Below are 24,119 nucleotides of genomic sequence, written 5' to 3'. Positions count from 1 at the left end.
CCGCCAGACAAGCACGGCGGACCGAAGCCATCCCGACCTGATGGAGCAGACATGAACACAACCAAGCAACCGATGCACCCCCGTGGCCTGTGGATGAACGCATGCGTGCTGGCTGCCGCGCTGGCTTGCGGCCTGAGCCCCACGGCGCGTGCCGAGGCGCCGTATCCGTCAAAGCCCGTGCGCGTGGTGGTGCCCTACACCCCGGGCGGCGTGTCAGACGCCGTGACGCGGCTGGTCATGCAAAAGCTGGCCGAGCGCCTGGGCCAGCCTGTGGTGGTGGAGAACCGCCCCGGCGCCAACGGCATGATCGGCTCCGACAACGTGGCCAAGTCCGCGCCCGACGGCTACTCGCTGCTGGTGGTGGTGGCCGCGCATGCCATCAACCCCAGCCTCTACCCCAAGATGAGCTACGACCCGGTCAAGGACCTGACGGGCGTCAGCCAGATCGGGCGCATCCCGCTGCTGCTGGTGTCCAGCGCCCAGTTGCCGCCCGGCAGCGTGAAGGCGCTGGTGGCGTGGGGCAAGGCCAATCCCGACAAGATGACCTATGCCTCCAGCGGCAACGGCTCCGGCGCGCATCTGGCCGGCGAGCTGTTCTCGCAAGCGGCGGGCATCAAGATGACCCACGTGCCCTACAAGGGCGTGTCGCCGGCGCTGCCGGACCTGTTCTCCGGGCAGGTGGCGATGATCTTCGATTCCGTGCAGACCATGATGCCGCAGGTGAAAGCCGGCAAGCTCAAGGCGCTGGCGATCACCAGCGCCACGCGCTGGCCGGCCGCGCCCGAGGTGCCGACCATGGCCGAGGCAGGCTATCCGGGGGTGACGGCCAGCAGCTGGATCGGCCTGATCGCGCCCGCCAGGACACCCAGGCCGGTGCTGGCAAAGCTCTCGGCCGAGATGGATGCGGTGCTGCACCAGCCGGAGGTGAAGGCGCGCCTGATCGAGTACGGGATCGATCCGGTAGGCGGGACGCCCGACCAGTTCCAGGCATTCATCAAGGAAGAGGCCGGGCGGTGGGGCGAGGTGGTGAAGAAGGGCGGCATCCACGTCGAGTGACGGGCAAGCAGAGGCCGCCGCCACGCTGGATCGATAGCGCAACGCTCAGGGCGCCGGTTCCTGCGGATCGAAATCCAGCTCGATCTTGGCGCCGTTGGGGTCGTGCATGAACAGCTGCCAGATGCCGGTGCCCGGTTGCCGCCCGAGGTTGAACGGGATATCCAGCTGCCGCAGATGATTCGCGACGCCGGGAAGATCGGTCGCGCTGAATGCCATGTGATCCAATACACCCGCGGTGGACGCCGGTAGCTTGTCTTTCGCGACCAGGTGAATGATGGGCGCGCCAGCCGCATAGAGCCATGCGCCCGGAAACGAGAACGGCGGGCGTTCGCCAGTCTCGAAGCCGAGCGCCTTGGTATAGAACGCCACGCTGTCTTCCAGCGCCGCGGTGAGCACGGTGAAGTGGTTCATTCCGGCAATCGCCATGTGTTGCTCCTGTGTTGCGGGAGCCGCTGGGGCTCCCTGTCGCTACAGTAAGTATCGCCGGTGCCGTCAGTTCAGGCGATGGGGCAGCGCAGCCGCTTTCCTCAATCTTTCACAAGGGCGGCAGACGATGCAGGAGGCGGGAGGGGCCGGGTCGCCGCGGTGGTGCGGTGCACAAGGCTGCACGCCGCGTGTGCAGCCTTGTGCAGCCTGCATACTTCTTTTCGCATCGTCACAGTCACCTATACTGACGCAGACGCGCCGAAGCTCGGGGCCGCGTCGGGACGACAGCCGCCGCTGTGCCGCTCCTTGCCTCGCATCCACACTCACCAACATGGAGGTTGACTATGTCGATTCGCATCGGTGACGAAGCGCCCGATTTCACTGCCGATACCACGGAGGGGAAAATCAGTTTCCACGAATGGATTGGGGACAAATGGGCCATCCTGTTCTCCCATCCGAAGGATTTCACCCCGGTCTGTACCACGGAACTGGGCTATATGGCCCGGCTCAAGCCGGAATTCGACCGGCGCAACACCAAGATCATCGGCCTGAGCGTGGACCCGGTCGCGGACCACCAGAAGTGGGTCAAGGACATCGAGGAAACGCAGGGCCACGCCGTCAACTATCCCATGATCGGCGACGTCGACCTCACGGTCGCGAAGCTCTATGACATGATCCATCCGAACGCGAGTGGCGGGCCGCGCACTGCCGTGGACAATGCCACGGTGCGCTCGGTGTTCCTGATCGGGCCGGACAAGAAAGTCAAGGCGATGCTGGTCTATCCGATGAGCGCCGGCCGCAATTTTGACGAAGTGCTGCGGTTGCTGGATTCGCTGCAGCTGAATGCAAAACACACGGTAGCCACGCCGGTGAACTGGAAACCGGGTGAAGACGTGATCATTCCCACCTCGGTCTCCGACGACGACGCCAAGAAGAAGTATCCGCAGGGTTTCAAGACGCTCAAGCCGTATTTGCGGGTGGTGTCGCAGCCGAAGTAAGGCATGCGTCGGATGGGCTGGCAGTGCGATGGTGGCACCGATCCTCCGGCTGGAGGACGGTGCGTAATGTCGTAAGCCCGGCCGTAAGCCCGGTGGCAAGCCCGGTGGCAAGCCCGGCCGCAAGCCCAGTCGCAAGCCCAGTCGCGAGCGCGCATGCGCTCGTCAGCCCGCGCTTGCCAGCGAAGCCCTCAGTTCATCGCGCTGCGTGAAACTCGGCGTGGCCAGCCAGCCGACGAAGTCGTCGTGCCAGTTCTCCCAGGCGTTTTCGTCGAAGTCGAAGGCCTCGTCCAGGTGCCCGCCGTCGCGCAGGTAGGTGCCGACGATCCGCGTGCCATCCCAGTAGGCCGCCACGGCCACGTCGGCGAGGTCCGCCGTGGTCCCGAGCGGGAGGTCGCGCAGCAACATGGACAAGTGTGCCTTGAACGATGTGAATTCGTTTGAGGTCATGGCTTGCTCCGCTGATGGGACGAGTATGTCCGTATGTCCAGAGGATGTACCCGTTCCCGGGGCGCGTCAATTCCGAGCGTTGCGCGCCGCACGCAAGGCTGCGAGCCGAGCGGCCTTGCGTGCGGCCAGCTACAGGATTCCCCGCGCTCTCAGGCCCGCGACATCCCCATCGCTCAAGCCCAGTTCCGCCCGCAGGGCCGCATCCGTATGCTCGCCCAGCATCGGCGGGCAGCGCATCGCCACGGGCGTGGCCGAGAACCGCATCGGGCTGCGCAGGCTCGGCACATCCACGCCGCGCCCGTGCGGTAGTTGCACCAGCAAGCCCCGATGCTTCACCTGCGCATCCTCGAATACTTCGTCGAGCTCGTTGATCGGGCCACCCGGCACGCCGGCGCGTTCCAGCGACGCCAGCAGGTCCGCCGCGTTCCAGGTAGCCACTCGCTCGGCAATCGTCTCGCGCAGCGCATCGCGGTTGGCAACCCGGTTGGCGTTCTGCGTGTAACGCGGATCGGCCGCGAGTTCGGGAATGCCTAGCAGCTTGCACAGCGCGGCGAACTGGCCGTTGTTGCCGGAGGCAATGATCAGGTGGCCGTCGCGGCAGGCAAAGACTTCGGAGGGCGCGGCCACGGGGTTGCTGTTGCCGGCGCGCCGGGGCAGCTTGCCGGTCATCTGGTAGCCCAGCGCCAGGTGGCCATTGACGGCGACCGAGGCATCGAGCATGGCGGCGTCGATGTACTGGCCTTCGCCGGTGGCCTGGCGGTGGTAGAGCGCGCCCAGCAGGCTGACGGTGGCGTACAGGCCGGTGAGGATGTCGGTGATGGGAATGGCGGTGCGCATCGGCTCGCCGCCGGGGCTGCCGTCCGGCTGGCCGCAGGTGCTCATCAGGCCGGCCATGCCTTGCAGGATGAAGTCGTAGGCCGGGCGCGCCGCGTAGGGGCCATCGGGGCCGAAGCCGGTGACCGAGCAATAGATCACATCGGGGCGCACCGCGCGGATGGATTCGTAGTCGAGGCCGTATTTCTTCAGGCTGCCAGCCTTGTAGTTCTCCACCACCACGTCGCAGCGCGCGGCCAGCTGGCGTACCAGCTCGGCGCCCTCGGGCTGGGAGATATCGATGGTGAGCGACTGCTTGCCGCGGTTGCAGGCCAGGTAGAAGGCGGAGTCGTTGGTGGCCGCGCCCTGCGCATCGTTCAGGAACGGGCCCATCTTGCGGGTATCGTCGCCGTCGCCGGGCTTCTCGATCTTGTAGACGGTGGCACCCATGTCGGCCAGGTTCTGCGTGGCCCATGGGCCGGCTACCACCCGCGTCAGGTCGAGTACCTTGATGCCGTCGAGAATTGCGCTCATGTGCTTGCCACCCGGAGAGAAGAGATCCCGCATCATTCGCCGGATCGGCCAGCCAGGCAATTCGCCAATGCCAAAGCCGGCTTACTGCGGGGCAAAAGCGTGCGTATGGCCGGCGTGGGGTTGATGCGTATCGCCGGCCCCGTGCGCCGGGTGTGCCTGTTGCGGATCGAAGTCGCAGCTCGGATTGGCTTCGTCATGCGAATGCGGGGACAGCGCGCCGGGGATGTGCCGGCTGCTGAGCCCGTCGGCGTTGAGCCAGGCCAGCGTGGCCGCGGCGGCGCGGTCGATCAGCGTGCCGCACTGGGTGTAGTCGTAGGGGGAGACGTCGAGCGGGCACAGTGGCGGGACGACCGAGATGTGCGCGTGATCGGCCCAGCGCTCCAGGTCCTGCACCAGCTGGCGCGCCACCAGCAGCGACAGCGCGTTGAAGGCATGGTCGATGGGGCCGCGCGGCTCGCGCCGCCGCGCGCAGGCAAAACCCGCCGGCAGCACGACCACGCGCGTGGCGCCCAGGCGGATGGCGGTGGACACCGGCGTGTTGTTGGCCACGCCGCCATCGATCAGTTGCCGCCCGCCCAGCGACACCGGGGGAAATACGCCGGGGATGGCTGCGCTTGCCAGCACCGACTGGACCAGGCTGCCGGAGGACAGCACCACCTCCGCGCCGGTGGCCATGTCGGTGGCCACCACGTACAGCGGCACCTCGGCACGCTCCATCGCCATATCGCCAAAGTGGCGCGCCAGCAGGCGCTGCAGCGCGGCGGAGTCGACCAGGTGGGCGCGCTGCCCGCGCAGCATGCCAAACAGGCTGCGCCACGACCACGGCATCACCTCGGCCCGGCGCAAGCCGCGCCAGAGCGTCTCGAGCTGGCTGGTGCCGGCCACATGCGGGTTGCAGGCGTAGTAGGCGCCGTTGATGGCGCCGGCCGAGGCGCCGATCACCATGTCCGGCTTGCCCCCCCACGCCACCAGCTCGCGCAGCATGCCGGCCTCGATGGCGCCGAGGCTGCCGCCGCCTGCAAAGACAAATGCGGTTTTTTCCATGGGCTGTGGTGCAGTGCATTAAAGCGAGGATCGCTGTCATGGAAAGGATAGGCGACATTGCGCCGGCATGACAGGCGCGCGTGGGGGCCGCGGGCGCGGATGGCACATAATGTGCATGCAGTGCTACCAAAAGCACGCGCGCCGAGGGTGTCCTGGCCGCCAAGAGAGGAGACAATGAGCAGTTCAACCGACAAGTTTTCGGCCACCATGCGCGATGGCCTGGCCCATCTCGCGCGGCGCCTGCGCTTTGCCATGGAGGAGGGCTCCATCTGGCTGGACGAGCAGCGCATGATCCTGATTCATACCGCGGCGCTGGGCGCCTTGCGCAAGGAATTGGTGGATACCCTAGGCATGGAGCGCGCGCGCGGCTTGTTCATGCGCATGGGCTTTCATTCCGGCATGCGCGACGCGGAGCTGGCCAAGAAGCTGCGCCCGGGCGACAGCGACTTTGGCCTGCTCGAGATCGGGCCCTGCCTGCACACCATCGAAGGCGTGGTGCGGGTGACGCCGGTCAAGGTGGACATCGACATCGCCGCGGGCATCTACGACGGCGAATTCCTGTGGGAAGACTCCTTCGAAGGCGATGTGCACCGGCAGTTGTTCGGCATCGTCGACGCGCCGGCCTGCTGGATGCAGATCGGCTACGCCACGGGCTACACCTCGGCCCTGATGGGCCGCACCATCCTCTACCGCGAGGTCGAGTGCATTGCCTGCGGCTTTGATCACTGCCGCATCGTCGGCAAGCCGCTGGAGGCGTGGGAGGACGGCGCCGAAGTGCTGGCGCTCTATCAGCCCGACCCGGTGATCGAGACCATCCTGGAGCTGCAAAGCGAGGTCGAGCACCTGCGCGCCCTGCAGCGCAGCCCCGGCAAGCCCGCCGACCTGGTGGGCAGCTCGCCCGAGTTCCGCGCTGCCTGGGGCCTGCTGCAGCGCGCCGCCGGGAGCAGTGTCACCGTGCTGCTGCTGGGCGAGACCGGCGTTGGCAAGGAGCGCTTTGCACAAGCGTTGCACGGCGTGAGCGCCCGGGCCGACAAGCCCTTTGTCGCGGTCAATTGCGCCGCGATTCCCGATGAGCTGATCGAGGCCGAACTGTTCGGCGTGGAGAAGGGCGCCTTCACGGGCGCACACCAGTCGCGCCCGGGCCGCTTCGAGCGGGCGCATGGCGGCACCCTGTTCCTGGATGAGCTGGGCGAGCTGTCAGCGTCGGCGCAGTCCAAGCTGCTGCGCGTGCTGCAGGAGGGCGAGGTAGAGCGCGTGGGCGGCAGCGAGCCGCGCAAGGTGGACGTGCGGCTGGTGGCGGCCACCAACGTGGACCTGGCCGAGGCTGTGAAGCAGGGCACTTTCCGCAAGGACTTGTATTACCGGCTCAACGTCTACCCGGTCACCATTCCGCCGCTGCGCGAGCGGCTCGACGATATCCGCCTGCTGGTGGAGCGCTTCGTGGCCCGCTACGGCGCGCGCCACGGCAAGAAGATCGTCGGCATTACCGATCGCGCGCTGGCGGAGCTGCGCCGCTATGACTGGCCGGGCAATGTGCGGGAACTGGAGAACGTGATCGAGCGCGGCGTGATCCTGGCCAGCAATGGCGGGCAGATCTGCGCGGACCACCTGTTCCTGCCGACGAGCGCGCCGCCTGGCATGGACACCGCGCCGCGCCTTGGCGTCAAGGGCACCTTGCCCGAGCTGCGGGAGGCCGCCGTGCATGGTTTGCTCGATCATATGGCCGAGCAGCAGCTCGCGCTGGGCGACGTGGAGACCGTGCTGATGGAGGCGGCCATGCAGCGCGCCAATGGCAATATGAGCCAGGCGGCGCGGTTGCTGGGGATTACGCGGCCGCAGTTGGCGTATCGGTGGAAGACGCGGGGTATGCGGGGGCAGGGGGCTGGGTGATTTGTCGGCGTTGGTGTTTGCACCCAAAACCCATTTAATCATTTGATGCAATCGGCAATCCCCACCCCAGGCAAGTAACCACCCGGCTTGTTGCGCCGCATGCGCCAGCAATCCCTTCCTCCTCCTGCCTCCAACCTCCCTCCCACCCCCTTCCCTGTTGCATCGCCGCAGCCTTGCGGCGATGCACTCGGCTTCCCCGCAAACCGCCACCCGGCGCGGCTTTTCATCATTTGGTCAAATTCCGTCTCGCACTTGATCAATTGATTGAGCCGCGGCGCATGCGCAGTTCCGGGTAAACGCGAAACCCGGCGCGGCCCGAAACCCGGCGCGCCTTGTGGCGCCGTCGTTTGCGCCAGCTGGCACGCTCTTCGCAATAGAGGCCATACAGCCCACGCGAAGGAGCAGCGTCATGATCAACCAGTCGGTCCCCTTGTTTGAAGCCTCGCCCCGCTTTGTCCGCGTTGATGGCCGCACGCCCGAGGGCTTCGTGCAGTTCGCGTTCAGCGTGGCGGACCCCGAGCTCAATGTCGAGCTGATCATGCCCGAGCCGATGTTCGAGGCCTTCTGCAGCGTCAACCGCGTGCACTTCTTGCCGCCGGAGATTACCGCGCCCGATCAGGACGACTGAGCAGGGCCAGCCCCCGCGCACCGGACCACGCACCCGTTCCACCCACATAAAAACAGCAAGACCCAGGAGACCAAGCGATGCAAGTCGATATCAAGACCCAGCAGATCCAGCCGCTGCGCCAAACCTACGGCCATGTGGCGCGCCGCTTCGGCGACAAGCCCGCCTCGCGCTACCAGGAGGCCACCTACGATGTGCAGTCGGAAGTCAATTTTCACTACCGCCCGACCTGGGACCCGCAACACGAGATCTACGACAAGCGCCGCACCGCGATCGTGATGGCGGACTGGTACGCGCTCAAGGATCCGCGCCAGTACTTCTACGGCGCCTACGTGACGGCGCGCGGCCGCCAGCAGGACGCCACCGAGAAGAGCTTCGCCTTCGTGGAAAAACGCGGCCTGCTGCAGGCGCTGCCCGCCGAATGGCAGGACCGCCTGGCCGACGGGCTGCTGCCGCTGCGCCACGTGGAGTGGGGCGCCAACATGAACAACTTCTACTGCGCGGACTATGGCTGGGGCACGGCCATCACCCAGGCCTGCACCTACTGCGCGATGGATCGCCTCGGCATTGCCCAGTACCTGTCGCGCATCGGCATGCTGCTCGACGGCAACACTGGCGTGGCGCTGGAGCGGGCCAAGGTGGCCTGGATGGAGAGCGCCGCGTGGCAGCCGATGCGGCGCTTTGTCGAGCATAGCTTTGTGATCGAGGACTGGTTCGAGACTTTCGTTACCCAGAACCTTGTGCTCGATGGGCTGCTGTATCCGCTGGTGTACCAGCACGCCGACGCGGCCATCGTGCGCGCCTGCGGCACCGGGCTGGCGGTGCTGACCGAGTTCATGAACGACTGGCGCGAGGAGCACGCACGCTGGGTCGACGCGGTGATCCAGACCGCCGCGGCGGAGTCCGATGCCAATCGCATGCTGCTGTCGGGCTGGGCCCGCGCCGCGCGTGCGCAAGCGGCCCAAGCGCTGGTGCCGGTGGCCGACACCTTGCTGGGCGAAGGCGGCGAGCAGGTGGTGGCGCTGTGCCTGGAGCAGTTCGACGTGCGTCTTGACAAGCTTGGCCTTGCCGCCTGAGGAAACCGCCATGACCGCCAATGTCTATATCGCGCTGCAAAGCAACGACGACACCCGTCCCATCATCGAGGCCATCACCGAGGCCAACCCGCACGCGGTGGTGTCGCAGTTTCCCGCCATGGTGAAGATCGACGCGCCGGGGCACCTGACGATCCTGCGCGAACTGGTGTCCGAAAAACTCGGGCGCGACTGGGACCTGCAGGAGATCCACCTGAACCTGATTTCGCTGTCGGGAAACATCGACGAAGACGACGACGCCTTCACCCTGCGCTGGAACACCTGATACGGCTGATACGGCTGATACGGCTGGTACGGCATGAAGCACGCCGAAAGCACGCCGAAAGCAAAAACAACGGAGACAGACAACATGGACGCACGCAAGAAGCTCAACCTGCGCGAGAAGTACGCCACGATGACGCGCGACCTCGGCTGGGAAACCACCTACGAGCCGATGGACAAGGTCTTTCCCTACGACAAGTACGAAGGCATCAAGATCCATGACTGGGACAAATGGGAAGACCCGTTCCGCATGACCATGGACGCCTACTGGAAGTACCAGTCGGAGAAGGAGCGCAAGCTGTACGCGATCATCGATTCGTTCGTGCAGAACAACGGCCACCTCAACGTCTCGGACCCGCGCTACCTGAACGCGCTGCGCCTGTTCCTGACCGGCGTGACGCCGCTGGAGTACGCGGCGCACCGCGGCTATGCCCACCTCGGGCGGCACTTCCGCGGCGCCGGCGCGCGGGTGGCGGCGCAGATGCAGTCGATCGACGAGCTGCGCCATGCCCAGACCCAGATGCACACGCTGTCGGTCTACAACAAGTACTTCAACGGCTTCGGCGAATGGCAGCATATGCATGACCGGGTCTGGTACCTGTCCGTGCCCAAGTCCTATTTCGAAGACGCCATGAGCGCGGGCCCGTTCGAGTTCATCACCGCGATCTCGTTCTCCTTCGAGTATGTGCTGACCAACCTGCTGTTCATGCCCTTCATGTCGGGTGCGGCCTACAACGGCGACATGGCCACGGTGACCTTCGGCTTCTCGGCGCAGTCCGATGAATCGCGCCATATGACGCTGGGCCTGGAAGTGGTGAAGTTCCTGTGCCAGCAGGACCCGGACAATATCCCCATCCTGCAGAAGTGGCTGGACAAATGGTTCTGGCGCGGCTTTCGCCTGCTTACGCTGGTCGGCATGATGATGGACTACATGCTGCCCAAGCGCGTGATGTCGTGGGCGCAAGCCTGGGAGATGTACTTCGAGCAGGCCGGCGGCGCGCTGTTCAAGGACCTGGAGCGCTACGGCCTGCGCATGCCCAAGTACCACGAGGTGGCCACCAAGACCAAGGACCGCATCACCCACGAGGCCTGGGGCACCTTCTACAACTACGCGGCTGCGGCCGGCTTCCATACCTGGGTGCCCAAGCAGGACGAGATGGCCTGGCTGACGGAGAAATATCCCGACACCTTCGCGCGCTACTACAAGCCGCGCCTCGATTACTGGCAGGAGCGCCAGCAGCAAGGGGAGCGCTTCTACAACGCCACGCTGCCGATGCTGTGCCAGACCTGCCAGATCCCGATGGTGTTCTCGGAGCCGGACGACCCCACCCAGACCTGCTACCGGGAGAGCAGCTACCACGGCATGCGGTTCCACTTCTGCTCGGACGGCTGCAAGGACATCTTTGACGGCGAGCCGCAGAAGTACGCGCAGGCGTGGTTGCCCGTGCACCAGATCTACCAGGGCAACTGCGGCGGCGGATCGCTGGAAGACGTGCTTAAGTGGTACCGCATCAACCCAGGCGCGGACAACTTGGATTTCGAAGGTTCGCAGGATCAGAAGAACTGGAACGCCTGGAAGGGCGTGCCGGGCACGGCTGCCTGAGCGGCCGGCATACAAGAGATAAGGAGACCACCATGTCCGTCGTATCCATTGGCCCCTACGCGTTCGAGCCCGCCGACCGCGAAGCGGTGTTCCACGGCAACCGCCTGCTCTATATCGGCTGGGATCGCCACTTGCTGTTCTGTGCCCCGCATTGCCTTCCCTTGCCGCCGTCGATGCGCCTGCGCGAGGTCGTGGAGAACGTGCTGCCGGGCGTCTACGGCTATCACCCCGACTTTGCCCGCATTGACTGGACCCGCGTGGCGTGGCTGCGCGGCAGCGAGCCCTGGCAGCCAGACCTCGATCGCACGCTGGAAGAGAACGGCCTGGGCCACAAGGCGGTGATCCGGTTCCGCACACCGGGGCTGGATGGCATTGGCGGCAGTGGCAGCTAAGACAGGAGAAAAAAGATGTATTCCCTGACCATTGAACCGATCGGGCAGACCATCCCCATCGCAGCGGGCCAGACCGTGCTGGATGCTTGCCTGCGCAACGGCGTGTGGCTGCCGCACGCCTGCTGCCACGGGCTGTGCGCCACCTGCAAGGTGCAGGTGGTGGAGGGCGAGTTCGAGCACGGAGAGGCCTCCAGCTTCGCGCTGATGGACTTCGAGCGCGACAGCGGGCAGTGCCTGGCCTGCTGCGCCACCGCGCAGTCCGACATGGTGATCGAGGCCGATATCGAGGAAGACGCCGACTCGCTCGGCCTGCCGCTGGCCGACTATCGTGCCGAGGTGGTGGAGGCCCGCGCGCTGACCCCCACCATCCGCGGCATCTGGCTGCGCGTGAAGGGCGGCGCCGCGGCTGCCTTCCAGGCCGGCCAGTACCTCAACCTGCATGTGCCGGGCTGCGACCAGCCGCGCGCGTTCTCGCTGGCCAACCGTCCGGGTGACGACCTGGTGGAGCTGCATGTGCGGCGGGTGGAGGGCGGGCAGGCCACCGGCTACCTGCACGATCGGTTGTCGGTGGGCGACGAACTCGGATTCTCCGCGCCTTACGGCCGCTTCTTCGTGCGCAAGTCAGCGCAAAAGCCCATGCTGTTCCTGGCGGGCGGCTCGGGCTTGTCCAGCCCGCGCGCCATGATCCTGGACATGCTCGCTGCCGGCGAGACGCTGCCGATCACGCTGGTGCAGGGCGCGCGCAACCGCACGGAGCTGTACTACGACGAGGCGTTCCGTGCACTGGCCGGCGCGCACCCCAACTTTCGCTATGTGCCCGCGCTCTCCGACGTACCGGCGGACAGTGGCTGGGATGGCGCGCGCGGCTACGTGCACGACGTCTTGCACGGCCTTTACGCCGATGGCGCTACCGCCGACTTCCGTGGCCACAAGGCCTATCTGTGCGGCCCGCCGCCGATGATCGAAGCTTGCATCCGCACGTTGATGCAGGGCCGGCTGTTCGAGGAGGACATCCACACCGAGAAGTTCATCTCGGCCGGCGACGCACAGAACAGCGCGCGCAGCCCGCTGTTCAAGATCTGATGGAGGGTGCGGCATGCATACCGTCGAGATCGCGGGAAGCGGCCAGTGCTACCCCTGTGCGCCAGAGCAGAGCCTGCTGCGCGCCATGGAAGCCCTGGGCAAGCGTGGCATTCCCGCTGGCTGCCGGGGCGGTGGCTGCGGAGTGTGCAAGGTGCGCATCGAGGCTGGCCGCTACCACACCGGCAAGATGAGCCGCGCCTGCCTGTCGGAGGCGGAGGAGGGGAGCGGGTTTGTGCTCGCCTGCAAGGCCTTCCCCGACAGCGATATCCGCCTGCAGCCGGTGGCGTTGCTGCAGCGCTGCCTGGACAAGCAGCGGGCGCGGCAGGACGCAGCGCAAGAGCAGTTGAACAAGCAGCAATAAATGCAGCAATGAATGCAGCAATGAACGCAGCAATGAACGCGGCAATAAAAGATGGACCAATAACCCCATCATCAAGGAGACAGTCATGGCATTGACAGGCGTATTGCGCCCGGGGCACGTGGCACTGCGCGTGCTGGAACTCGAACCGGCGCTCAAGCACTACACCGAGGTTCTCGGACTGATCGAAACCGCGCGCGACGACAAGGGCCGCGTCTACCTGAAGGCCTGGGACGAGCACGATCACCACAGTGTGGTCCTGCGCGAGGCCGACAGCCCGGGCATGGACTACATGGGCTTTCGCGTGGATAGCGGCCGCACGTTGGAATGGCTGGCGCAGGAGGTGGAGCAATCCGGACTCGCTTCGGACTTCCAGTGGATTCCTGCCGGCGAGCATCCGCGCACCGGCGTGCGGTTTCGTTTCACCATTCCCACGGGACATGCCATCGAGCTCTTCGCCGACAAGGACAAGCTGGGCTGCCTGACCGGCGACAGCAATCCCGACCCGTGGCCGGACGACCTGCGCGGCATGGCGCCCAGCCGCTTCGATCATTGCCTGCTGTACGGCGACGACCTGGATGGCACCGTCAGGCTGTTTCGCGACGTGCTTGGCTTCACGCTGGCCGAGGAGGTGGTCGCCGGCCCCGGCAAGATGATGATCGGCGCCTTCCTGACGTGCTCCAACAAGGCGCATGACATCGCCTTCATCCGGCATGCGGAGAAGAACAAGTTCCATCACGCCTCGTTCAACCTGGACAACTGGGGCGAAGTGCTGAAGGCCGCCGACATTATTTCCAAGAAGGACGTGTCGCTCGATATCGGGCCGACGCGCCATGGCATTACGCGCGGCGCGACGATCTATTTCTTCGATCCATCGGGCAACCGGAACGAGGTCTTTTCTGGCGGCTATATCCACTATCCGGACAAGCCGACCATCACATGGACCGACAACGAACTGGGCAAGGCGATCTTCTATCACGACCGCAAGCTGAACGACGCGTTCCTGAATGTACTGACCTGATCACTAGCGCGACGACTTCTCCGATGCCGCATGTTTGCTCCCCTCTCCCGCAAGCGGGAGAGGGGAGCAAGGCGAAAGACGCAGGCCGAAAGACAAAAGACAGCAAGACACGGCGGCGCACCCTGCCGCACCAAGCGAGACAACATGAAAGAGTTCAAGAACTTCATCAACGGCGAATGGGTGGCCACCAACCGCCGGTTCGACGACCGCAATCCGGTCGATAACAGCCTGATCGCCCGTGTGCACGAAGCCGGGCAGGCCGAGGTCGATGCGGCGGTAGCCGCGGCAAAGCAAGCGCTGAGGGGGCCGTGGGGCAAGATGACCGTGGCGCGGCGCGTCGAGATATTGCACGCGGTGGCTGACGGCATCAACCGCCGCTTCGACGACTTCCTGCAAGCCGAGATCGCCGACACCGGCAAACCGCACTCCCTCGCCAGCCATGTCGACATCCCGCGCGGCGCGGCGAACTTCAAGGTGTTCGCCGACCTGATCAAGAACGTGCCCACCGAGAGCTTCGCCATGGCCACGCCGGACGGCGGCGAGGCCATCAACTATGCGGTGCGCTCGCCGCGCGGCGTGATCGGCGTGGTGTGCCCGTGGAACCTGCCGCTGCTGCTGATGACCTGGAAGGTTGGCCCGGCGCTGGCTTGCGGCAATACCGTGGTGGTCAAGCCGTCCGAGGAAACCCCCGCCACGGCCACTTTGCTCGGTGAGGTGATGAACGAGGCCGGCGTGCCGCCGGGCGTCTATAACGTGGTGCACGGCTTTGGCCCGGATTCCGCTGGCGCCTTCCTGACCGCGCACCCGGATGTGAACGGCATCACCTTCACCGGCGAGACCCGTACTGGCGAGGCCATCATGAAGGCGGCCGCCAATGGCGTACGCCCGGTTTCGTTCGAGCTGGGCGGCAAGAATGCCGGCATCGTCTTCGCCGACGCGGATTTCGACAAGGCAGTGGCCGGCATCACCCGCTCGGCCTTCGAGAACAGCGGCCAGGTCTGCCTGGGCACCGAGCGCGTCTATGTGCAGCGGCCCATCTTCGCGCGCTTCGTCGCGGCGCTCAAGGCCAGGGCCGAGGCCTTGCGCATTGGCAGGCCGAATGACGAGGGCGTCAACATGGGCCCGCTGGTGTCGCTGGAGCATCGCGATAAGGTGCTGTCCTACTACCGCAAGGCGGCGGATGCGGGCGCTACCGTGGTCACCGGCGGCGGTGTGCCCGAGATGCCCGGCGCGCTGGCCGAAGGCGCCTGGGTGCAGCCCACCATCTGGACCGGCCTGCCGGAGGACGCGGCGGTGATCCGCGAGGAGATCTTCGGCCCCTGCTGCCATATCGCGCCGTTCGATACCGAGGAAGAGGCCATTCGCCTCGCCAACGATACGCCTTACGGCCTGGCCGCCACCGTATGGACGTCCGACCTGGGCACCGCGCACCGCATGGGCAGCGCGCTGGAGGTGGGCATCTGCTGGATCAACGCATGGTTCCTGCGCGACCTGCGCACCGCCTTCGGCGGCGCCAAGCAATCCGGCATCGGCCGCGAGGGCGGGGTGCATTCGCTGGAGTTCTATACCGAGCTGCGCAATGTGTGCGTGAAACTTTGAGGCAGGCCATGAAACCCGAAGATATTCTTGAGATTGGCGCGAGCTTGCATCAGGCGCTGGATCAACGCCAAGCCATCGCCCCGCTGACCGAGCGCTACCCCGAGCTGTCCATCGACGACGCCTACCGTATCCAGCTGGCCATGGTGCAGCACCGGCTGGACGCCGGCGAGCGCGTGATCGGCAAGAAGATCGGTGTGACCAGCCGGGTGGTGATGGACATGCTCGACGTGCGCCAGCCGGATTTTGGCCACCTGCTGTCCGGCATGGTCCACGCAGACGGCACCGCCATTGCCGCCAACACGCTGATCGCACCCAAGGCCGAAGGGGAAATCGCTTTCGTGCTCAAGGAAGACCTGGAAGGTCCCGGCGTGACCAACGCCGATGTGCTGCGCGCCACCGCCTACGTGCTGCCGTGCTTCGAGATCGTCGACTCGCGCATCCGCGACTGGAAGATCCGCATCCCGGACACCGTGGCGGACAACGCATCATCCGGTGTGTTCGTGCTGGGCGATGCCGCCGTGGACCCGCGCGGCCTTGACCTCGGCACCGTTGGCATGACGCTGGAGAAGAACGGCGAGATCGTCGCCACCGGCGCGGGCGCCGCCGCGCTCGGCCACCCGGCCAACGCCGTGGCGTGGCTGGCCAATACGCTGGGCCGCCTCGGCATCGGGCTGAAGAAGGGCGAGGTGATCCTGTCCGGCTCGCTGGCCGCGATGGTGCCTGTCCAGGCCGGCGACCAGCTTCGCATCAGCCTGGGCGGCATCGGCTCCGCCGGCGTGCGCTTCGTTTGATCGGATTTCATCTAGCAGCCCAGGACAACGCCATGAACCTCACCCAAGACACCACCCGGCAACTTGCCGAGCACCTGGAGACCGCCGAGCTCAACCGCGAGCCGGTGCGCAAGATTACCGATACCCATCCCGAGATGGACTGGGAGGATGCCTACGCCATCCAGGACGCGATCCGGGCGCGCAAGCAAGCGCGCGGCACCCGCATTGCGGGCCTGAAGATGGGGCTGACCTCGTTCGCCAAGATGCGCCAGATGGGCGTGACGGATCCGGTCTACGGATTCCTGACCGACTACGGCGCCTGCATGGACGGTGGCGCCATCGATACCGCATCGCTGATCCATCCCAAGGTGGAGGCGGAGATCGCCTTCGTGCTCAAGCATCCGCTCAAGGGGCCGGGCTGCCATATCGGCGACGTGCTGGCCGCCACCGATTTCGTGCTGCCGGCGGTGGAGGTGATCGACTCGCGCTATGAGAACTTCCGTTTCGACCTCAAGAGCGTGATCGCCGACAACACGTCCTCGGCACGCTTTGTCGTCGGTGGCACGCATCGCAGCGCCGAGGGAATCGACCTGAAGAACCTCGGCGTGGTGCTGGAGAAGAACGGTGAAGTGGTCGCCACCGCCGCCGGCGCCGCCGTGCTCGGCCACCCGGCCAGCAGCGTGGCCATGCTGGCCAACATGCTTGGCGCACGCGGGCGCGAGCTGCCGGCGGGCACTTTCATCATGACCGGCGGCGTGACCGAGGCCATCGCGGTGGCGGCCGGCGACAGCATCACGGTGCGCTACCAGCATCTGGGCACGGTGTCGATGCGCTTCGTTTGAGACGCTACCAACTCAACGCACCTGGCAGGAGGAAAGCCATGCCCATCATGCAAGTGTTTTTGATTGAAGGAAGGACCGAAGAGCAAAAGGCCGGCCTGATCCGCGCGCTGACCGACGCCGCGGTGGAATCGATCGGCGCCCCGGTCGAATCGGTGCGGGTGATGATCACCGACGTCCCCAATACGCAATTCGGCATCGCCGGAAAGACGGCGAAAGAACTCGGCCGCTGAAGCGGCAACGGAGAGTCAGCATGGACATGAAAACAAGCGGCAAGCACAAGGTAGCCATCATCGGCTCGGGCAATATCGGCACCGACCTGATGATCAAGGTCATGCGCAACGGGCGGCAACTGGAGATGGGCGCGATGGTTGGCATCGACGCCGCCTCCGACGGCCTGGCCAGGGCCGCGCGGCTGGGCGTGCCCACCACGGCCGAGGGCATCGAAGGCCTGGTGAGGATGGCAGGCTTTGGCGATATCCGCATCGCCTTCGACGCCACCTCGGCCGGCGCCCACGCGCATCACAACCAGATCCTGCAGCAGCACGGCATCCAGGTGATCGACCTGACCCCGGCCGCGATCGGGCCGTACGTGGTGCCGGTGGTCAACCTGGACCAGCAGCTCGGGGCCAGCAACATCAATATGGTCACCTGCGGCGGCCAGGCCACCATCCCGATGGTGGCTGCGGTGTCTCGCGTGGCCAAGGTGCATTACGCGGAGATCGTGGCCTCGATCTCCAGCAAGTCCGCCGGGCCGGGCACGCGCGCCAATATCGACGAATTTACCGAGACCACCAGCCAGGCGATCTGCTCGGTGGGCGGCGCGGCGCGCGGCAAGGCCATCATCGTGCTGAATCCGGCCGAGCCGCCGCTGATGATGCGCGACACGGTGTTCACGCTGTCCGAGGACGCCGACGAAGCGGCGATAGAGGCCAGTGTGCAAGCCATGGCGAAGGCGGTGCAGGCCTATGTGCCCGGCTACCGGCTCAAGCAGCGGGTGCAGTTCGAGCGCATCGATCCGTCCGCGCCGTTGAATATCCCGGGGCTGGGGCTGATGAGCGGGCTCAAGACATCGATCTTCCTGGAAGTGGAGGGCGCCGCCCACTACCTGCCGGCTTATGCCGGCAACCTCGACATCATGACCAGCGCCGCGCTCGCCTGCGCCGAGCGCCTGGCGCAAACACGGCTGGCCGCGTAAGCGGCGGGCGCACGGAGAGAAGACATGACCCAGCAAGCCACGCAGAAGAAACTCTATATCTCGGACGTCACGCTGCGCGATGGCAGCCATGCCATCCGCCACCAATACAGCCTGGACGATGTGCGCCGCATTGCTGCGGCGCTGGATGCGGCCAAGGTGGACTCGATCGAAGTCGCGCATGGCGACGGGCTCGCCGGCTCCAGCTTTAACTACGGGTTCGGCGCGCACACGGACCTTGAGTGGATCGCGGCGGCGGCAGAGACCGTCCGCCATGCCAAGGTAGCCACCTTGCTGCTGCCCGGCGTGGGCACCGTGCACGACCTGCGTGCCGCGTTTGACGCCGGCGCGCGCGTGGTGCGGGTTGCCACGCACTGCACCGAGGCGGATGTCTCGCGCCAGCATATCGAGTACGCGCGTAACCTGGGCATGGACACGGTGGGCTTCCTGATGATGAGCCACATGACCACGCCCGCGGCGCTGGCGCAGCAGGCCAGGCTGATGGAAAGCTACGGCGCCGAGACCGTCTACGTGGTGGATTCCGGCGGCGCGCTCAATATGAACGACGTGCGCGAGCGCTTCCGTGCCTTCAAGGACGTGCTCAAGCCGCAGACCCAGACCGGCATGCACGCACACCACAACCTGAGCCTGGGCGTGGCCAACTCCATCGTCGCGGTGGAAGAAGGCTGCGACCGCATCGACGCCAGCCTGGCCGGCATGGGCGCCGGCGCCGGCAACGCGCCGCTGGAGGTGTTCATCGCCGCCACCAGCCGGCTCGGGTGGAACCACGGCTGCGATCTCTACACGCTGATGGACGCCGCCGACGAGATCGTGCGGCCGCTGCAGGACCGCCCGGTGCGCGTGGACCGCGAGACCCTCGCGCTTGGCTATGCGGGCGTCTATTCCAGCTTCCTGCGCCACGCGGAGGCAGCCGCCGGGCGCTATGCGCTGAAGACCGTGGATATCCTGGTGGAACTAGGCCAGCGCCGCATGGTGGGCGGGCAGGAAGACATGATCGTCGACGTGGCGCTGGACCTGGTGGCGCGGCGTGCGGCGAGGGCGGAAATCGCCGCCTGACTACCTTCATGCCATCGAGGCCGCCCGCGGTCTCTACCATGCGCGTCCTCGGGGCTGCACGTGTCGTTTGATCACGTTGCGAGGGGTGGCTCCCAGGACCTCACCCCAGCCTGAACTGCCCCACGACCCCCGCCAACGCGCCGGCCTGCCCCTGCAACGCCTCGGCCGCCGCGGTGGATTCCTCAACCAGAGCCGCATTCTGCTGCACCATCTGATCCAACTGGCTAACGGCCAGGTTCACCTCCTGGATGCCCCGGGTCTGCTCCTGCGCAGCATTCGTGATCTCGGAAATGATGCTGGTCACCTTGTCCACGTTCCCGACGATCGCATTCATCGTGTCTCCGGCGCGGCGTACCTGCCCGGAGCCTGACACCACGCTGTCGACCGTGGTCTCGATCAGCGTCTTGATCTCCTTCGCAGCCTGCGAACTGCGCTGCGCCAGCCCGCGCACCTCGCCGGCAACCACCGCAAATCCACGGCCCTGCTCGCCGGCGCGCGCCGCCTCAACTGCAGCATTCAGCGCAAGGATGTTGGTCTGGAACGCAATGCCTTCGATCACCCCGATGATGTCGGACACCTTGACCGAAGCCCGTTCGATCTCACTCATGGTCTGAATGGCCTCGCCAATGGCGGCGCCACCATTGCCTGCGACCTGGGAGGCCGCGATCGCAGACGCATCGGCCTGCTTGGCCGACATGGCAGACTGGCTCACCGTCGCGGTGATCTGTTCCATCGACGCCGCCGTCTCTTCCAGGCTCGCCGCAGCCGATTCGGTTCGCCGCGAAAGGTCGATGTTTCCGGCCGCGATCTCGTCAGCGGCAGCATGTACAGAGGCACTGGCATCGCGAATCTGGCGCATCACGCTGACCAGCTTCTCGGCGAACGCGTTGAACGCTTGCGCAATCTGCGCCACCTCGTCGGAGCCATTGGCTGGCAGGCGGCGCGTCAGGTCGCCATCCCCGCTACCGATATCCCGCATGGCGTCGCGAATCACCGACAGCCGTCGGAACGAAACCGCTGTCACCCCGGCGACGATGGCGGCCGCCACGCAAGCGATCACGATCAGCACGAACACCGATGCCATCAGCATGGAGCGCATGCCTGCGGTCGCCTCGCCCTGGTCCAGCGCGATCACGGCGATCCAGTCCGTGCCGGGCACGCTGCGCGCCCGCAGCAGCTTGGGCGCATTGTCCACCTCGACCTGCAACGGCGCCTTGGCGCCTTCGAGCGTTGCGAGCTTGTCGAGCGCAAGCGCAGGCATCAAATCGGTCACGGGCTTGAGCGTGAGCTTATCGTCCTGGTGGGCGACGATCTTGCCGTCCTTTGTCACCAGCACGCCGAAGCTGGCGGGTGTGGGGTGGATGGCCTTGATGTTGGCGATGACGCTGTCCATGGACACGTCGCCGGCCACCACGCCCTTGAGCGCGCCGTCGCGCAGGATGGGCACGGCGAAGGTCACGACCAGCTTGCCGCTGCTGGCGGCCACGTAAGGCGGCGTGACCACCGGCTTGCCCGCGGCCACGGCCTGCTTGTACCAGGGGCGGGACGTGGGATCGTAGTTGGGCCGCAAGCCTTCGGTATCGGAAAACCGGTGGGACTTGTCGGGAAAACCGATGTAGGTCATGACGAAGCCGCCTGCGCTGCTGACCTGCTTGAGCGCGGCGATGGCGGCGTTGGTGTCGGACTGCGTTGCCGCGTCCTGCAGCGAGTCGATCATCTGCATGTGGCTCGCCACCCAGTCGGCGATGGCGCCGACGTGGCCGTTCTGCACGGCGGCCAGGTTGCTGTCGATGGCGTCGTCGCTGTACGAACTGGCCACCACATGATTGATAACGGCATTGGCAATGAGTGCGACCACAACGATGGCCACGGATAGGGCCACGATGCGCGCGCGGAGGGAGGACAGCATAGTTGGATCTTTTTTGTTTGGCTCGTCGGGCGGATGGCTCTTGGAGCGGTGGGGGCGAAGGGTCCTGGCTCGCTCTTACGGCATTGTTGCCGGCGAATTTAGGACCGCCGGGCGGTCTATTTTCAAAGTGCGAAGAGCGCCATTCGGATATCCGGATAAAGCGTGATCTGGCCGTTCGGATATCCGGATGCCCGGCTTTTCCGGGTGTTTGGCATCGAAGTGGTGCGTCTGTTGGCATGGGCGGAGCCTGCTTCGCGCAAAAAAAGAAAGGCCTCCGAAGTGGAGGCCTATCGTCTTATCGTCTTTGTCAGGTCGTGGTCCGCGCGTGAGAGCGCTGTGTCTTTTCGCCCATTGAGCGCATGGAGCTTCACCCGTTAACGTGGTGGCAAGTGGCGGCAAGCCAATGGTCCGGAGGGTGAAGCGCACCGCCACACAGGCGTGCCGATATGCATGATGGCGCGGCAAAAAAAAGAGCCCCGCGTGGGGCTCCATGGCGGCGCCGCGCAATCGGTGCGCGGCATGCGGCCTGGCTCAGCGCTGATAGGCCGGCGGCAGGAAGCCGGCAAAGCGTTGCTGCGTGGTCGCCTTGAATTCCGGCGACTGGTAAGCCTCGCGGATGTCCTTGACGAACGGCTTGCCGGTGTCCGCGGTGCGCACCGCAACCAGGTTCATGTAGTAGTCGGGAATCTTCTCCAGGCTCAGCGCTTCGGTCAGCTTCAGGCCGGAGGACAGCGCGAAGTTGCCATTGACGAAGGCGAAGTCCACGTCGTCGAGCGAGCGCGGCAGCTGCGCGGCTTCGAGCTGGATCAGCTTGAGCTTGTTCGGGTTGCCTTCGATGTCGCGCTCGCTGGCGCGGATCGGGTCGGTGCCGGCCTTGAGCGTGATCCAGCCGATCTGCTGGAGCATGGCGATGGCGCGTGCCAGGTTGGACGGATCATTCGGCAGCGACACCGACGCCCCCGGCCTCACTTCCGTCAGCGACTTGTGCTTGCGGCTGTAGATGCCGATCGGCGCGGTGGGGACCTGGATGACTTCGGACAATTGCAGCTTGCGGTCGCCGGAGAACTTCTTCAGATAGGCGACGTGCTGGAAGGCATTGGCGTCGATGGCGCCATCGGCCAGCGCCAGGTTGGGCTGCACGTAGTCGCTGAACTCAACGATAGTGACCTTGTAGCCCTTTTTTTCCAGCAGGGGCTTGATGCCGTAGCGGATCTGGTCGGAGTAGGGGCCAGCGGTGGCGCCGAAGCGGATTTCCTTCTTGTCCGGATCAGCCGCGCCGGCCGTCTGGATCACGCCGAGCGCGAGCGCCGCGGCAATCAGTCGAATTCCGAAACCCAGTTTCATCTAAAGCTCCCCGTATTGTTTGTGTGCATCGTGGCTTACCGGGATGGCGGCAAGCAAGGATGCCCATTGTAGGGAAGTGCATACGTTCAAGGAACGAGTTAAAACGCATGGTCTTATAACGCACTTGCATATGCCTGCAAGCGGGTTTGCAGGCGCTTTTGTGACGCTAACGGCCGTTGTGTCGCGGCATATGCATATGCAATCGGGTAGTAGTTGCGGGATAACCCGTATTGCGGTTATGATGGAACTGTCTCCTCCAATCCCACCAAGGAATTGGATTCGCGCCCGCCTCATTGGCGGGCGTTTTTATTTGTGCTGTCGTGCTGGAAAACACCACGGGCTCCGCTTCCAGTGGCTCCTAGCTAAGCCACCCCTCTCCCCGGCCCTCTCCCCCTGAGGGGAGAGGGAGAGACAGCCGTCGTCATGGCGCGCGGCTTTGGCCCGCTCGGCGGCTTCGGCAAATGCCTCAGGCTGCGGCCAGCGCGCGCTCCAGGTCTTCCAGCAGGTCGTCGATATGCTCGATGCCGATCGACAGGCGCACCATGTCTTCGCTGACGCCAGCGGCCTTGAGCTCGGCGGCGTCGAGCTGGCGGTGCGTGGTGGAGGCCGGATGGGTCGCCAGCGACTTGGCGTCGCCGATGTTGACCAGGCGGGTGAACAGTTGCAGGGCGTCCAGGAAGCGCGCGCCGGCTTCGCGGCCGCCGCTCTTCAGGCCGAATGACAGGATGCCGGGGCCGCGCCCGCCCAGGTAGCGCTGCACCAGCGCATGGTCCGGGTGCTCCGGCAGGCCGGCAAAGTTGACCCACTCCACCTTGGGGCTGGCCTTCAGGTGGCGTGCGACAGCCAGCGCGTTCTCGGTGATGCGGTCCAGGCGCAGCGCCAGGGTCTCGATGCCTTGCAGGATCAGGAAGGCATTGAACGGCGACAGCGCCGCGCCGGTATTGCGCAGCGGCACCACGCGGGCGCGGCCGATGTAGGCGGCGGCGCCGAGCGCTTCGGTGTAGACCACGCCGTGGTACGACACATCCGGCTCGTTCAGGCGCTTGAAGCGCGCCTTGTGCTCGGCCCACGGGAACTTGCCGCTATCGACAATGGCGCCGCCCACGCTGTTGCCGTGGCCGCCCAGGTATTTGGTGAGCGAGTGCACGACGATGTCCGCGCCATGCTCGAACGGACGGCACAGGTAGGGCGAGGGCACGGTGTTGTCCACGATCAGCGGGATGCCGTGGCTATGCGCCACCTTGGCGATGGCTTCGATATCGACGATGTTGCCCAGCGGGTTGCCCACCGACTCCACGAAAATCGCCTTGGTGCGCGCATCCACCAGGTCGCCGAAGGCGGCCGGGTTGCGGCCATCGGCAAAGCGGGTCTCGATGCCGGACAGCGGCAGCGTGTGCGCGAACAGGTTGTAGGTGCCGCCGTAGAGCTGGCTGGCCGAGATGATGTTGTCGCCGGCCTCGGCGATGGTCTGGATGGCATAGGTGATGGCCGCCATGCCGGACGCCAGCGCCAGCGCGCCCACGCCGCCCTCGAGCGCGGCCAGCCGCTGCTCCAGCACGTCGTTGGTGGGGTTCATGATGCGGCTGTAGATATTGCCGGGCACCTTGAGGTCGAACAGGTCGGCGCCGTGCTGCGCGTTGTCGAACGCATACGCAACGGTCTGGTAGATCGGCACGGCCACGGCACGCGTGGTGGGGTCCGGGGAGTAGCCGCCGTGAACGGCGATTGTCTCGATTTTCAT

At 65.7% G+C, this 24,119-nt stretch carries 24 protein-coding genes; 17 read left to right on the top strand and 7 right to left on the bottom strand.

What is annotated here, in order from left to right; all coding sequences use genetic code 11:
- Positions 1-51 precede the first annotated feature (51 nt).
- Positions 52-1,056: a tripartite tricarboxylate transporter substrate binding protein gene (locus tag RR42_RS32725; RefSeq protein WP_144410009.1), complete on the top strand. Its 1,005-nt coding sequence runs from the start codon at positions 52-54 to the stop codon at positions 1,054-1,056.
- A 45-nt stretch (positions 1,057-1,101) separates the two neighbouring features.
- On the opposite strand, the gene RR42_RS32720 is transcribed toward RR42_RS32725, so the two are convergent.
- Positions 1,102-1,482 (bottom strand): VOC family protein, encoded by a 381-nt coding sequence (locus RR42_RS32720; protein ID WP_043356106.1) that lies wholly within the window; start codon positions 1,480-1,482, stop codon positions 1,102-1,104.
- Positions 1,483-1,826: 344 nt separating this feature from the next.
- Between RR42_RS32720 and RR42_RS32715 the strand changes: the two genes are divergently transcribed.
- The gene (locus RR42_RS32715) at positions 1,827-2,480 is read left to right on the top strand and encodes a peroxiredoxin (protein WP_006158821.1); all 654 of its coding nucleotides are present in this window, start codon (positions 1,827-1,829) and stop codon (positions 2,478-2,480) included.
- Between the two features lie 162 nt (positions 2,481-2,642).
- Here the strand turns inward: RR42_RS32715 and RR42_RS32710 are convergent, their stop codons facing one another.
- The 3 genes from RR42_RS32710 to RR42_RS32700 form a co-directional block, all read right to left on the bottom strand.
- Positions 2,643-2,927, bottom strand: a complete 285-nt coding sequence (locus tag RR42_RS32710) for a hypothetical protein (protein WP_043356105.1) — start codon at positions 2,925-2,927, stop codon at positions 2,643-2,645.
- A 129-nt stretch (positions 2,928-3,056) separates the two neighbouring features.
- Positions 3,057-4,274 (bottom strand): CaiB/BaiF CoA transferase family protein, encoded by a 1,218-nt coding sequence (locus RR42_RS32705; RefSeq protein ID WP_043356102.1) that lies wholly within the window; start codon positions 4,272-4,274, stop codon positions 3,057-3,059.
- Positions 4,275-4,355: 81 nt separating this feature from the next.
- Entirely contained in the window at positions 4,356-5,318 is a 963-nt protein-coding gene (locus RR42_RS32700; protein ID WP_043356100.1) for a patatin-like phospholipase family protein, read from the bottom strand.
- A 174-nt stretch (positions 5,319-5,492) separates the two neighbouring features.
- Between RR42_RS32700 and poxR the strand changes: the two genes are divergently transcribed.
- From poxR to dmpG, 15 genes are all read left to right on the top strand, one after another.
- A complete protein-coding gene (poxR, locus tag RR42_RS32695; RefSeq protein ID WP_043356098.1) occupies positions 5,493-7,208 on the top strand; it encodes a phenol degradation transcriptional regulator PoxR in 1,716 nt (571 codons plus the stop codon).
- A 409-nt stretch (positions 7,209-7,617) separates the two neighbouring features.
- Positions 7,618-7,836, top strand: coding sequence for a phenol hydroxylase subunit (locus tag RR42_RS32690; protein ID WP_043356097.1), 219 nt, complete (start codon positions 7,618-7,620; stop codon positions 7,834-7,836).
- A 77-nt stretch (positions 7,837-7,913) separates the two neighbouring features.
- Entirely contained in the window at positions 7,914-8,909 is a 996-nt protein-coding gene (locus tag RR42_RS32685; protein ID WP_043356095.1) for an aromatic/alkene monooxygenase hydroxylase subunit beta, read from the top strand.
- Positions 8,910-8,919: 10 nt separating this feature from the next.
- On the top strand, positions 8,920-9,192 hold the full coding sequence (locus tag RR42_RS32680; RefSeq protein ID WP_043356093.1) for an MmoB/DmpM family protein: 273 nt from the start codon (positions 8,920-8,922) through the stop codon (positions 9,190-9,192).
- Positions 9,193-9,276: 84 nt separating this feature from the next.
- Entirely contained in the window at positions 9,277-10,791 is a 1,515-nt protein-coding gene (locus RR42_RS32675) for an aromatic/alkene/methane monooxygenase hydroxylase/oxygenase subunit alpha (protein WP_043356091.1), read from the top strand.
- 32 nt (positions 10,792-10,823) lie between these two features.
- The gene (locus RR42_RS32670) at positions 10,824-11,183 is read left to right on the top strand and encodes a phenol hydroxylase subunit P4 (RefSeq protein ID WP_043356090.1); all 360 of its coding nucleotides are present in this window, start codon (positions 10,824-10,826) and stop codon (positions 11,181-11,183) included.
- 15 nt (positions 11,184-11,198) lie between these two features.
- Positions 11,199-12,266 (top strand): NADH:ubiquinone reductase (Na(+)-transporting) subunit F, encoded by a 1,068-nt coding sequence (locus RR42_RS32665; RefSeq protein ID WP_043356089.1) that lies wholly within the window; start codon positions 11,199-11,201, stop codon positions 12,264-12,266.
- Between the two features lie 13 nt (positions 12,267-12,279).
- A complete protein-coding gene (locus RR42_RS32660; protein ID WP_043356087.1) occupies positions 12,280-12,627 on the top strand; it encodes a 2Fe-2S iron-sulfur cluster binding domain-containing protein in 348 nt (115 codons plus the stop codon).
- 85 nt (positions 12,628-12,712) lie between these two features.
- Positions 12,713-13,645 (top strand): catechol 2,3-dioxygenase, encoded by a 933-nt coding sequence (locus RR42_RS32655; protein WP_043356086.1) that lies wholly within the window; start codon positions 12,713-12,715, stop codon positions 13,643-13,645.
- A 144-nt stretch (positions 13,646-13,789) separates the two neighbouring features.
- Entirely contained in the window at positions 13,790-15,244 is a 1,455-nt protein-coding gene (locus RR42_RS32650; RefSeq protein WP_043356084.1) for a 2-hydroxymuconic semialdehyde dehydrogenase, read from the top strand.
- A gap of 8 nt (positions 15,245-15,252) precedes the next feature.
- Entirely contained in the window at positions 15,253-16,035 is a 783-nt protein-coding gene (gene dmpE, locus RR42_RS32645; RefSeq protein ID WP_043356083.1) for a 2-oxopent-4-enoate hydratase, read from the top strand.
- Positions 16,036-16,067: 32 nt separating this feature from the next.
- Positions 16,068-16,856, top strand: coding sequence for a 2-oxo-3-hexenedioate decarboxylase (gene dmpH / locus RR42_RS32640; RefSeq protein WP_043356082.1), 789 nt, complete (start codon positions 16,068-16,070; stop codon positions 16,854-16,856).
- Between the two features lie 38 nt (positions 16,857-16,894).
- Complete coding sequence (locus tag RR42_RS32635) at positions 16,895-17,086, top strand: 2-hydroxymuconate tautomerase (RefSeq protein ID WP_043356081.1); 192 nt, start codon at positions 16,895-16,897, stop codon at positions 17,084-17,086.
- Positions 17,087-17,106: 20 nt separating this feature from the next.
- Positions 17,107-18,051 carry an acetaldehyde dehydrogenase (acetylating) gene (locus RR42_RS32630; protein WP_043356079.1) on the top strand — a complete coding sequence of 315 codons (945 nt, stop codon included), beginning with the start codon at positions 17,107-17,109 and terminating at the stop codon, positions 18,049-18,051.
- Positions 18,052-18,075: 24 nt separating this feature from the next.
- Positions 18,076-19,125 carry a 4-hydroxy-2-oxovalerate aldolase gene (dmpG, locus tag RR42_RS32625; RefSeq protein ID WP_043356078.1) on the top strand — a complete coding sequence of 350 codons (1,050 nt, stop codon included), beginning with the start codon at positions 18,076-18,078 and terminating at the stop codon, positions 19,123-19,125.
- A 100-nt stretch (positions 19,126-19,225) separates the two neighbouring features.
- Here the strand turns inward: dmpG and RR42_RS32620 are convergent, their stop codons facing one another.
- The 3 genes from RR42_RS32620 to RR42_RS32610 all read right to left on the bottom strand — a co-directional run bounded on the left by RR42_RS32620 (position 19,226) and on the right by RR42_RS32610 (position 24,119).
- Positions 19,226-21,034: a methyl-accepting chemotaxis protein gene (locus RR42_RS32620; protein ID WP_043356077.1), complete on the bottom strand. Its 1,809-nt coding sequence runs from the start codon at positions 21,032-21,034 to the stop codon at positions 19,226-19,228.
- Positions 21,035-21,565: 531 nt separating this feature from the next.
- On the bottom strand, positions 21,566-22,378 hold the full coding sequence (locus RR42_RS32615; protein WP_043356076.1) for a MetQ/NlpA family ABC transporter substrate-binding protein: 813 nt from the start codon (positions 22,376-22,378) through the stop codon (positions 21,566-21,568).
- 466 nt (positions 22,379-22,844) lie between these two features.
- Entirely contained in the window at positions 22,845-24,119 is a 1,275-nt protein-coding gene (locus RR42_RS32610) for an O-acetylhomoserine aminocarboxypropyltransferase/cysteine synthase family protein (protein ID WP_043356075.1), read from the bottom strand.

Source organism: Cupriavidus basilensis (genome assembly GCF_000832305.1).
In the GTDB taxonomy this organism is placed as follows: Bacteria; Pseudomonadota; Gammaproteobacteria; order Burkholderiales; family Burkholderiaceae; genus Cupriavidus; species Cupriavidus basilensis_F.
The sequence above is the reverse complement of the archived record's forward strand: the minus strand, read 5'-3'. Positions and strand labels throughout refer to the sequence as shown.

Bases quoted from the DNA above. Each gene is read 5' to 3' on its own strand.
- RR42_RS32725 (WP_144410009.1), top strand. From the start codon at position 52: ATGAACACAACCAAGCAACCGATGCACCCCCGTGGCCTGTGGATGAAC.
- RR42_RS32720 (WP_043356106.1), bottom strand. From the start codon at position 1,482: ATGGCGATTGCCGGAATGAACCACTTCACCGTGCTCACCGCGGCGCTG.
- RR42_RS32715 (WP_006158821.1), top strand. From the start codon at position 1,827: ATGTCGATTCGCATCGGTGACGAAGCGCCCGATTTCACTGCCGATACC.
- RR42_RS32710 (WP_043356105.1), bottom strand. From the start codon at position 2,927: ATGACCTCAAACGAATTCACATCGTTCAAGGCACACTTGTCCATGTTG.
- RR42_RS32705 (WP_043356102.1), bottom strand. From the start codon at position 4,274: ATGAGCGCAATTCTCGACGGCATCAAGGTACTCGACCTGACGCGGGTG.
- RR42_RS32700 (WP_043356100.1), bottom strand. From the start codon at position 5,318: ATGGAAAAAACCGCATTTGTCTTTGCAGGCGGCGGCAGCCTCGGCGCC.
- poxR (WP_043356098.1), top strand. From the start codon at position 5,493: ATGAGCAGTTCAACCGACAAGTTTTCGGCCACCATGCGCGATGGCCTG.
- RR42_RS32690 (WP_043356097.1), top strand. From the start codon at position 7,618: ATGATCAACCAGTCGGTCCCCTTGTTTGAAGCCTCGCCCCGCTTTGTC.
- RR42_RS32685 (WP_043356095.1), top strand. From the start codon at position 7,914: ATGCAAGTCGATATCAAGACCCAGCAGATCCAGCCGCTGCGCCAAACC.
- RR42_RS32680 (WP_043356093.1), top strand. From the start codon at position 8,920: ATGACCGCCAATGTCTATATCGCGCTGCAAAGCAACGACGACACCCGT.
- RR42_RS32675 (WP_043356091.1), top strand. From the start codon at position 9,277: ATGGACGCACGCAAGAAGCTCAACCTGCGCGAGAAGTACGCCACGATG.
- RR42_RS32670 (WP_043356090.1), top strand. From the start codon at position 10,824: ATGTCCGTCGTATCCATTGGCCCCTACGCGTTCGAGCCCGCCGACCGC.
- RR42_RS32665 (WP_043356089.1), top strand. From the start codon at position 11,199: ATGTATTCCCTGACCATTGAACCGATCGGGCAGACCATCCCCATCGCA.
- RR42_RS32660 (WP_043356087.1), top strand. From the start codon at position 12,280: ATGCATACCGTCGAGATCGCGGGAAGCGGCCAGTGCTACCCCTGTGCG.
- RR42_RS32655 (WP_043356086.1), top strand. From the start codon at position 12,713: ATGGCATTGACAGGCGTATTGCGCCCGGGGCACGTGGCACTGCGCGTG.
- RR42_RS32650 (WP_043356084.1), top strand. From the start codon at position 13,790: ATGAAAGAGTTCAAGAACTTCATCAACGGCGAATGGGTGGCCACCAAC.
- dmpE (WP_043356083.1), top strand. From the start codon at position 15,253: ATGAAACCCGAAGATATTCTTGAGATTGGCGCGAGCTTGCATCAGGCG.
- dmpH (WP_043356082.1), top strand. From the start codon at position 16,068: ATGAACCTCACCCAAGACACCACCCGGCAACTTGCCGAGCACCTGGAG.
- RR42_RS32635 (WP_043356081.1), top strand. From the start codon at position 16,895: ATGCCCATCATGCAAGTGTTTTTGATTGAAGGAAGGACCGAAGAGCAA.
- RR42_RS32630 (WP_043356079.1), top strand. From the start codon at position 17,107: ATGGACATGAAAACAAGCGGCAAGCACAAGGTAGCCATCATCGGCTCG.
- dmpG (WP_043356078.1), top strand. From the start codon at position 18,076: ATGACCCAGCAAGCCACGCAGAAGAAACTCTATATCTCGGACGTCACG.
- RR42_RS32620 (WP_043356077.1), bottom strand. From the start codon at position 21,034: ATGCTGTCCTCCCTCCGCGCGCGCATCGTGGCCCTATCCGTGGCCATC.
- RR42_RS32615 (WP_043356076.1), bottom strand. From the start codon at position 22,378: ATGAAACTGGGTTTCGGAATTCGACTGATTGCCGCGGCGCTCGCGCTC.
- RR42_RS32610 (WP_043356075.1), bottom strand. From the start codon at position 24,119: ATGAAAATCGAGACAATCGCCGTTCACGGCGGCTACTCCCCGGACCCC.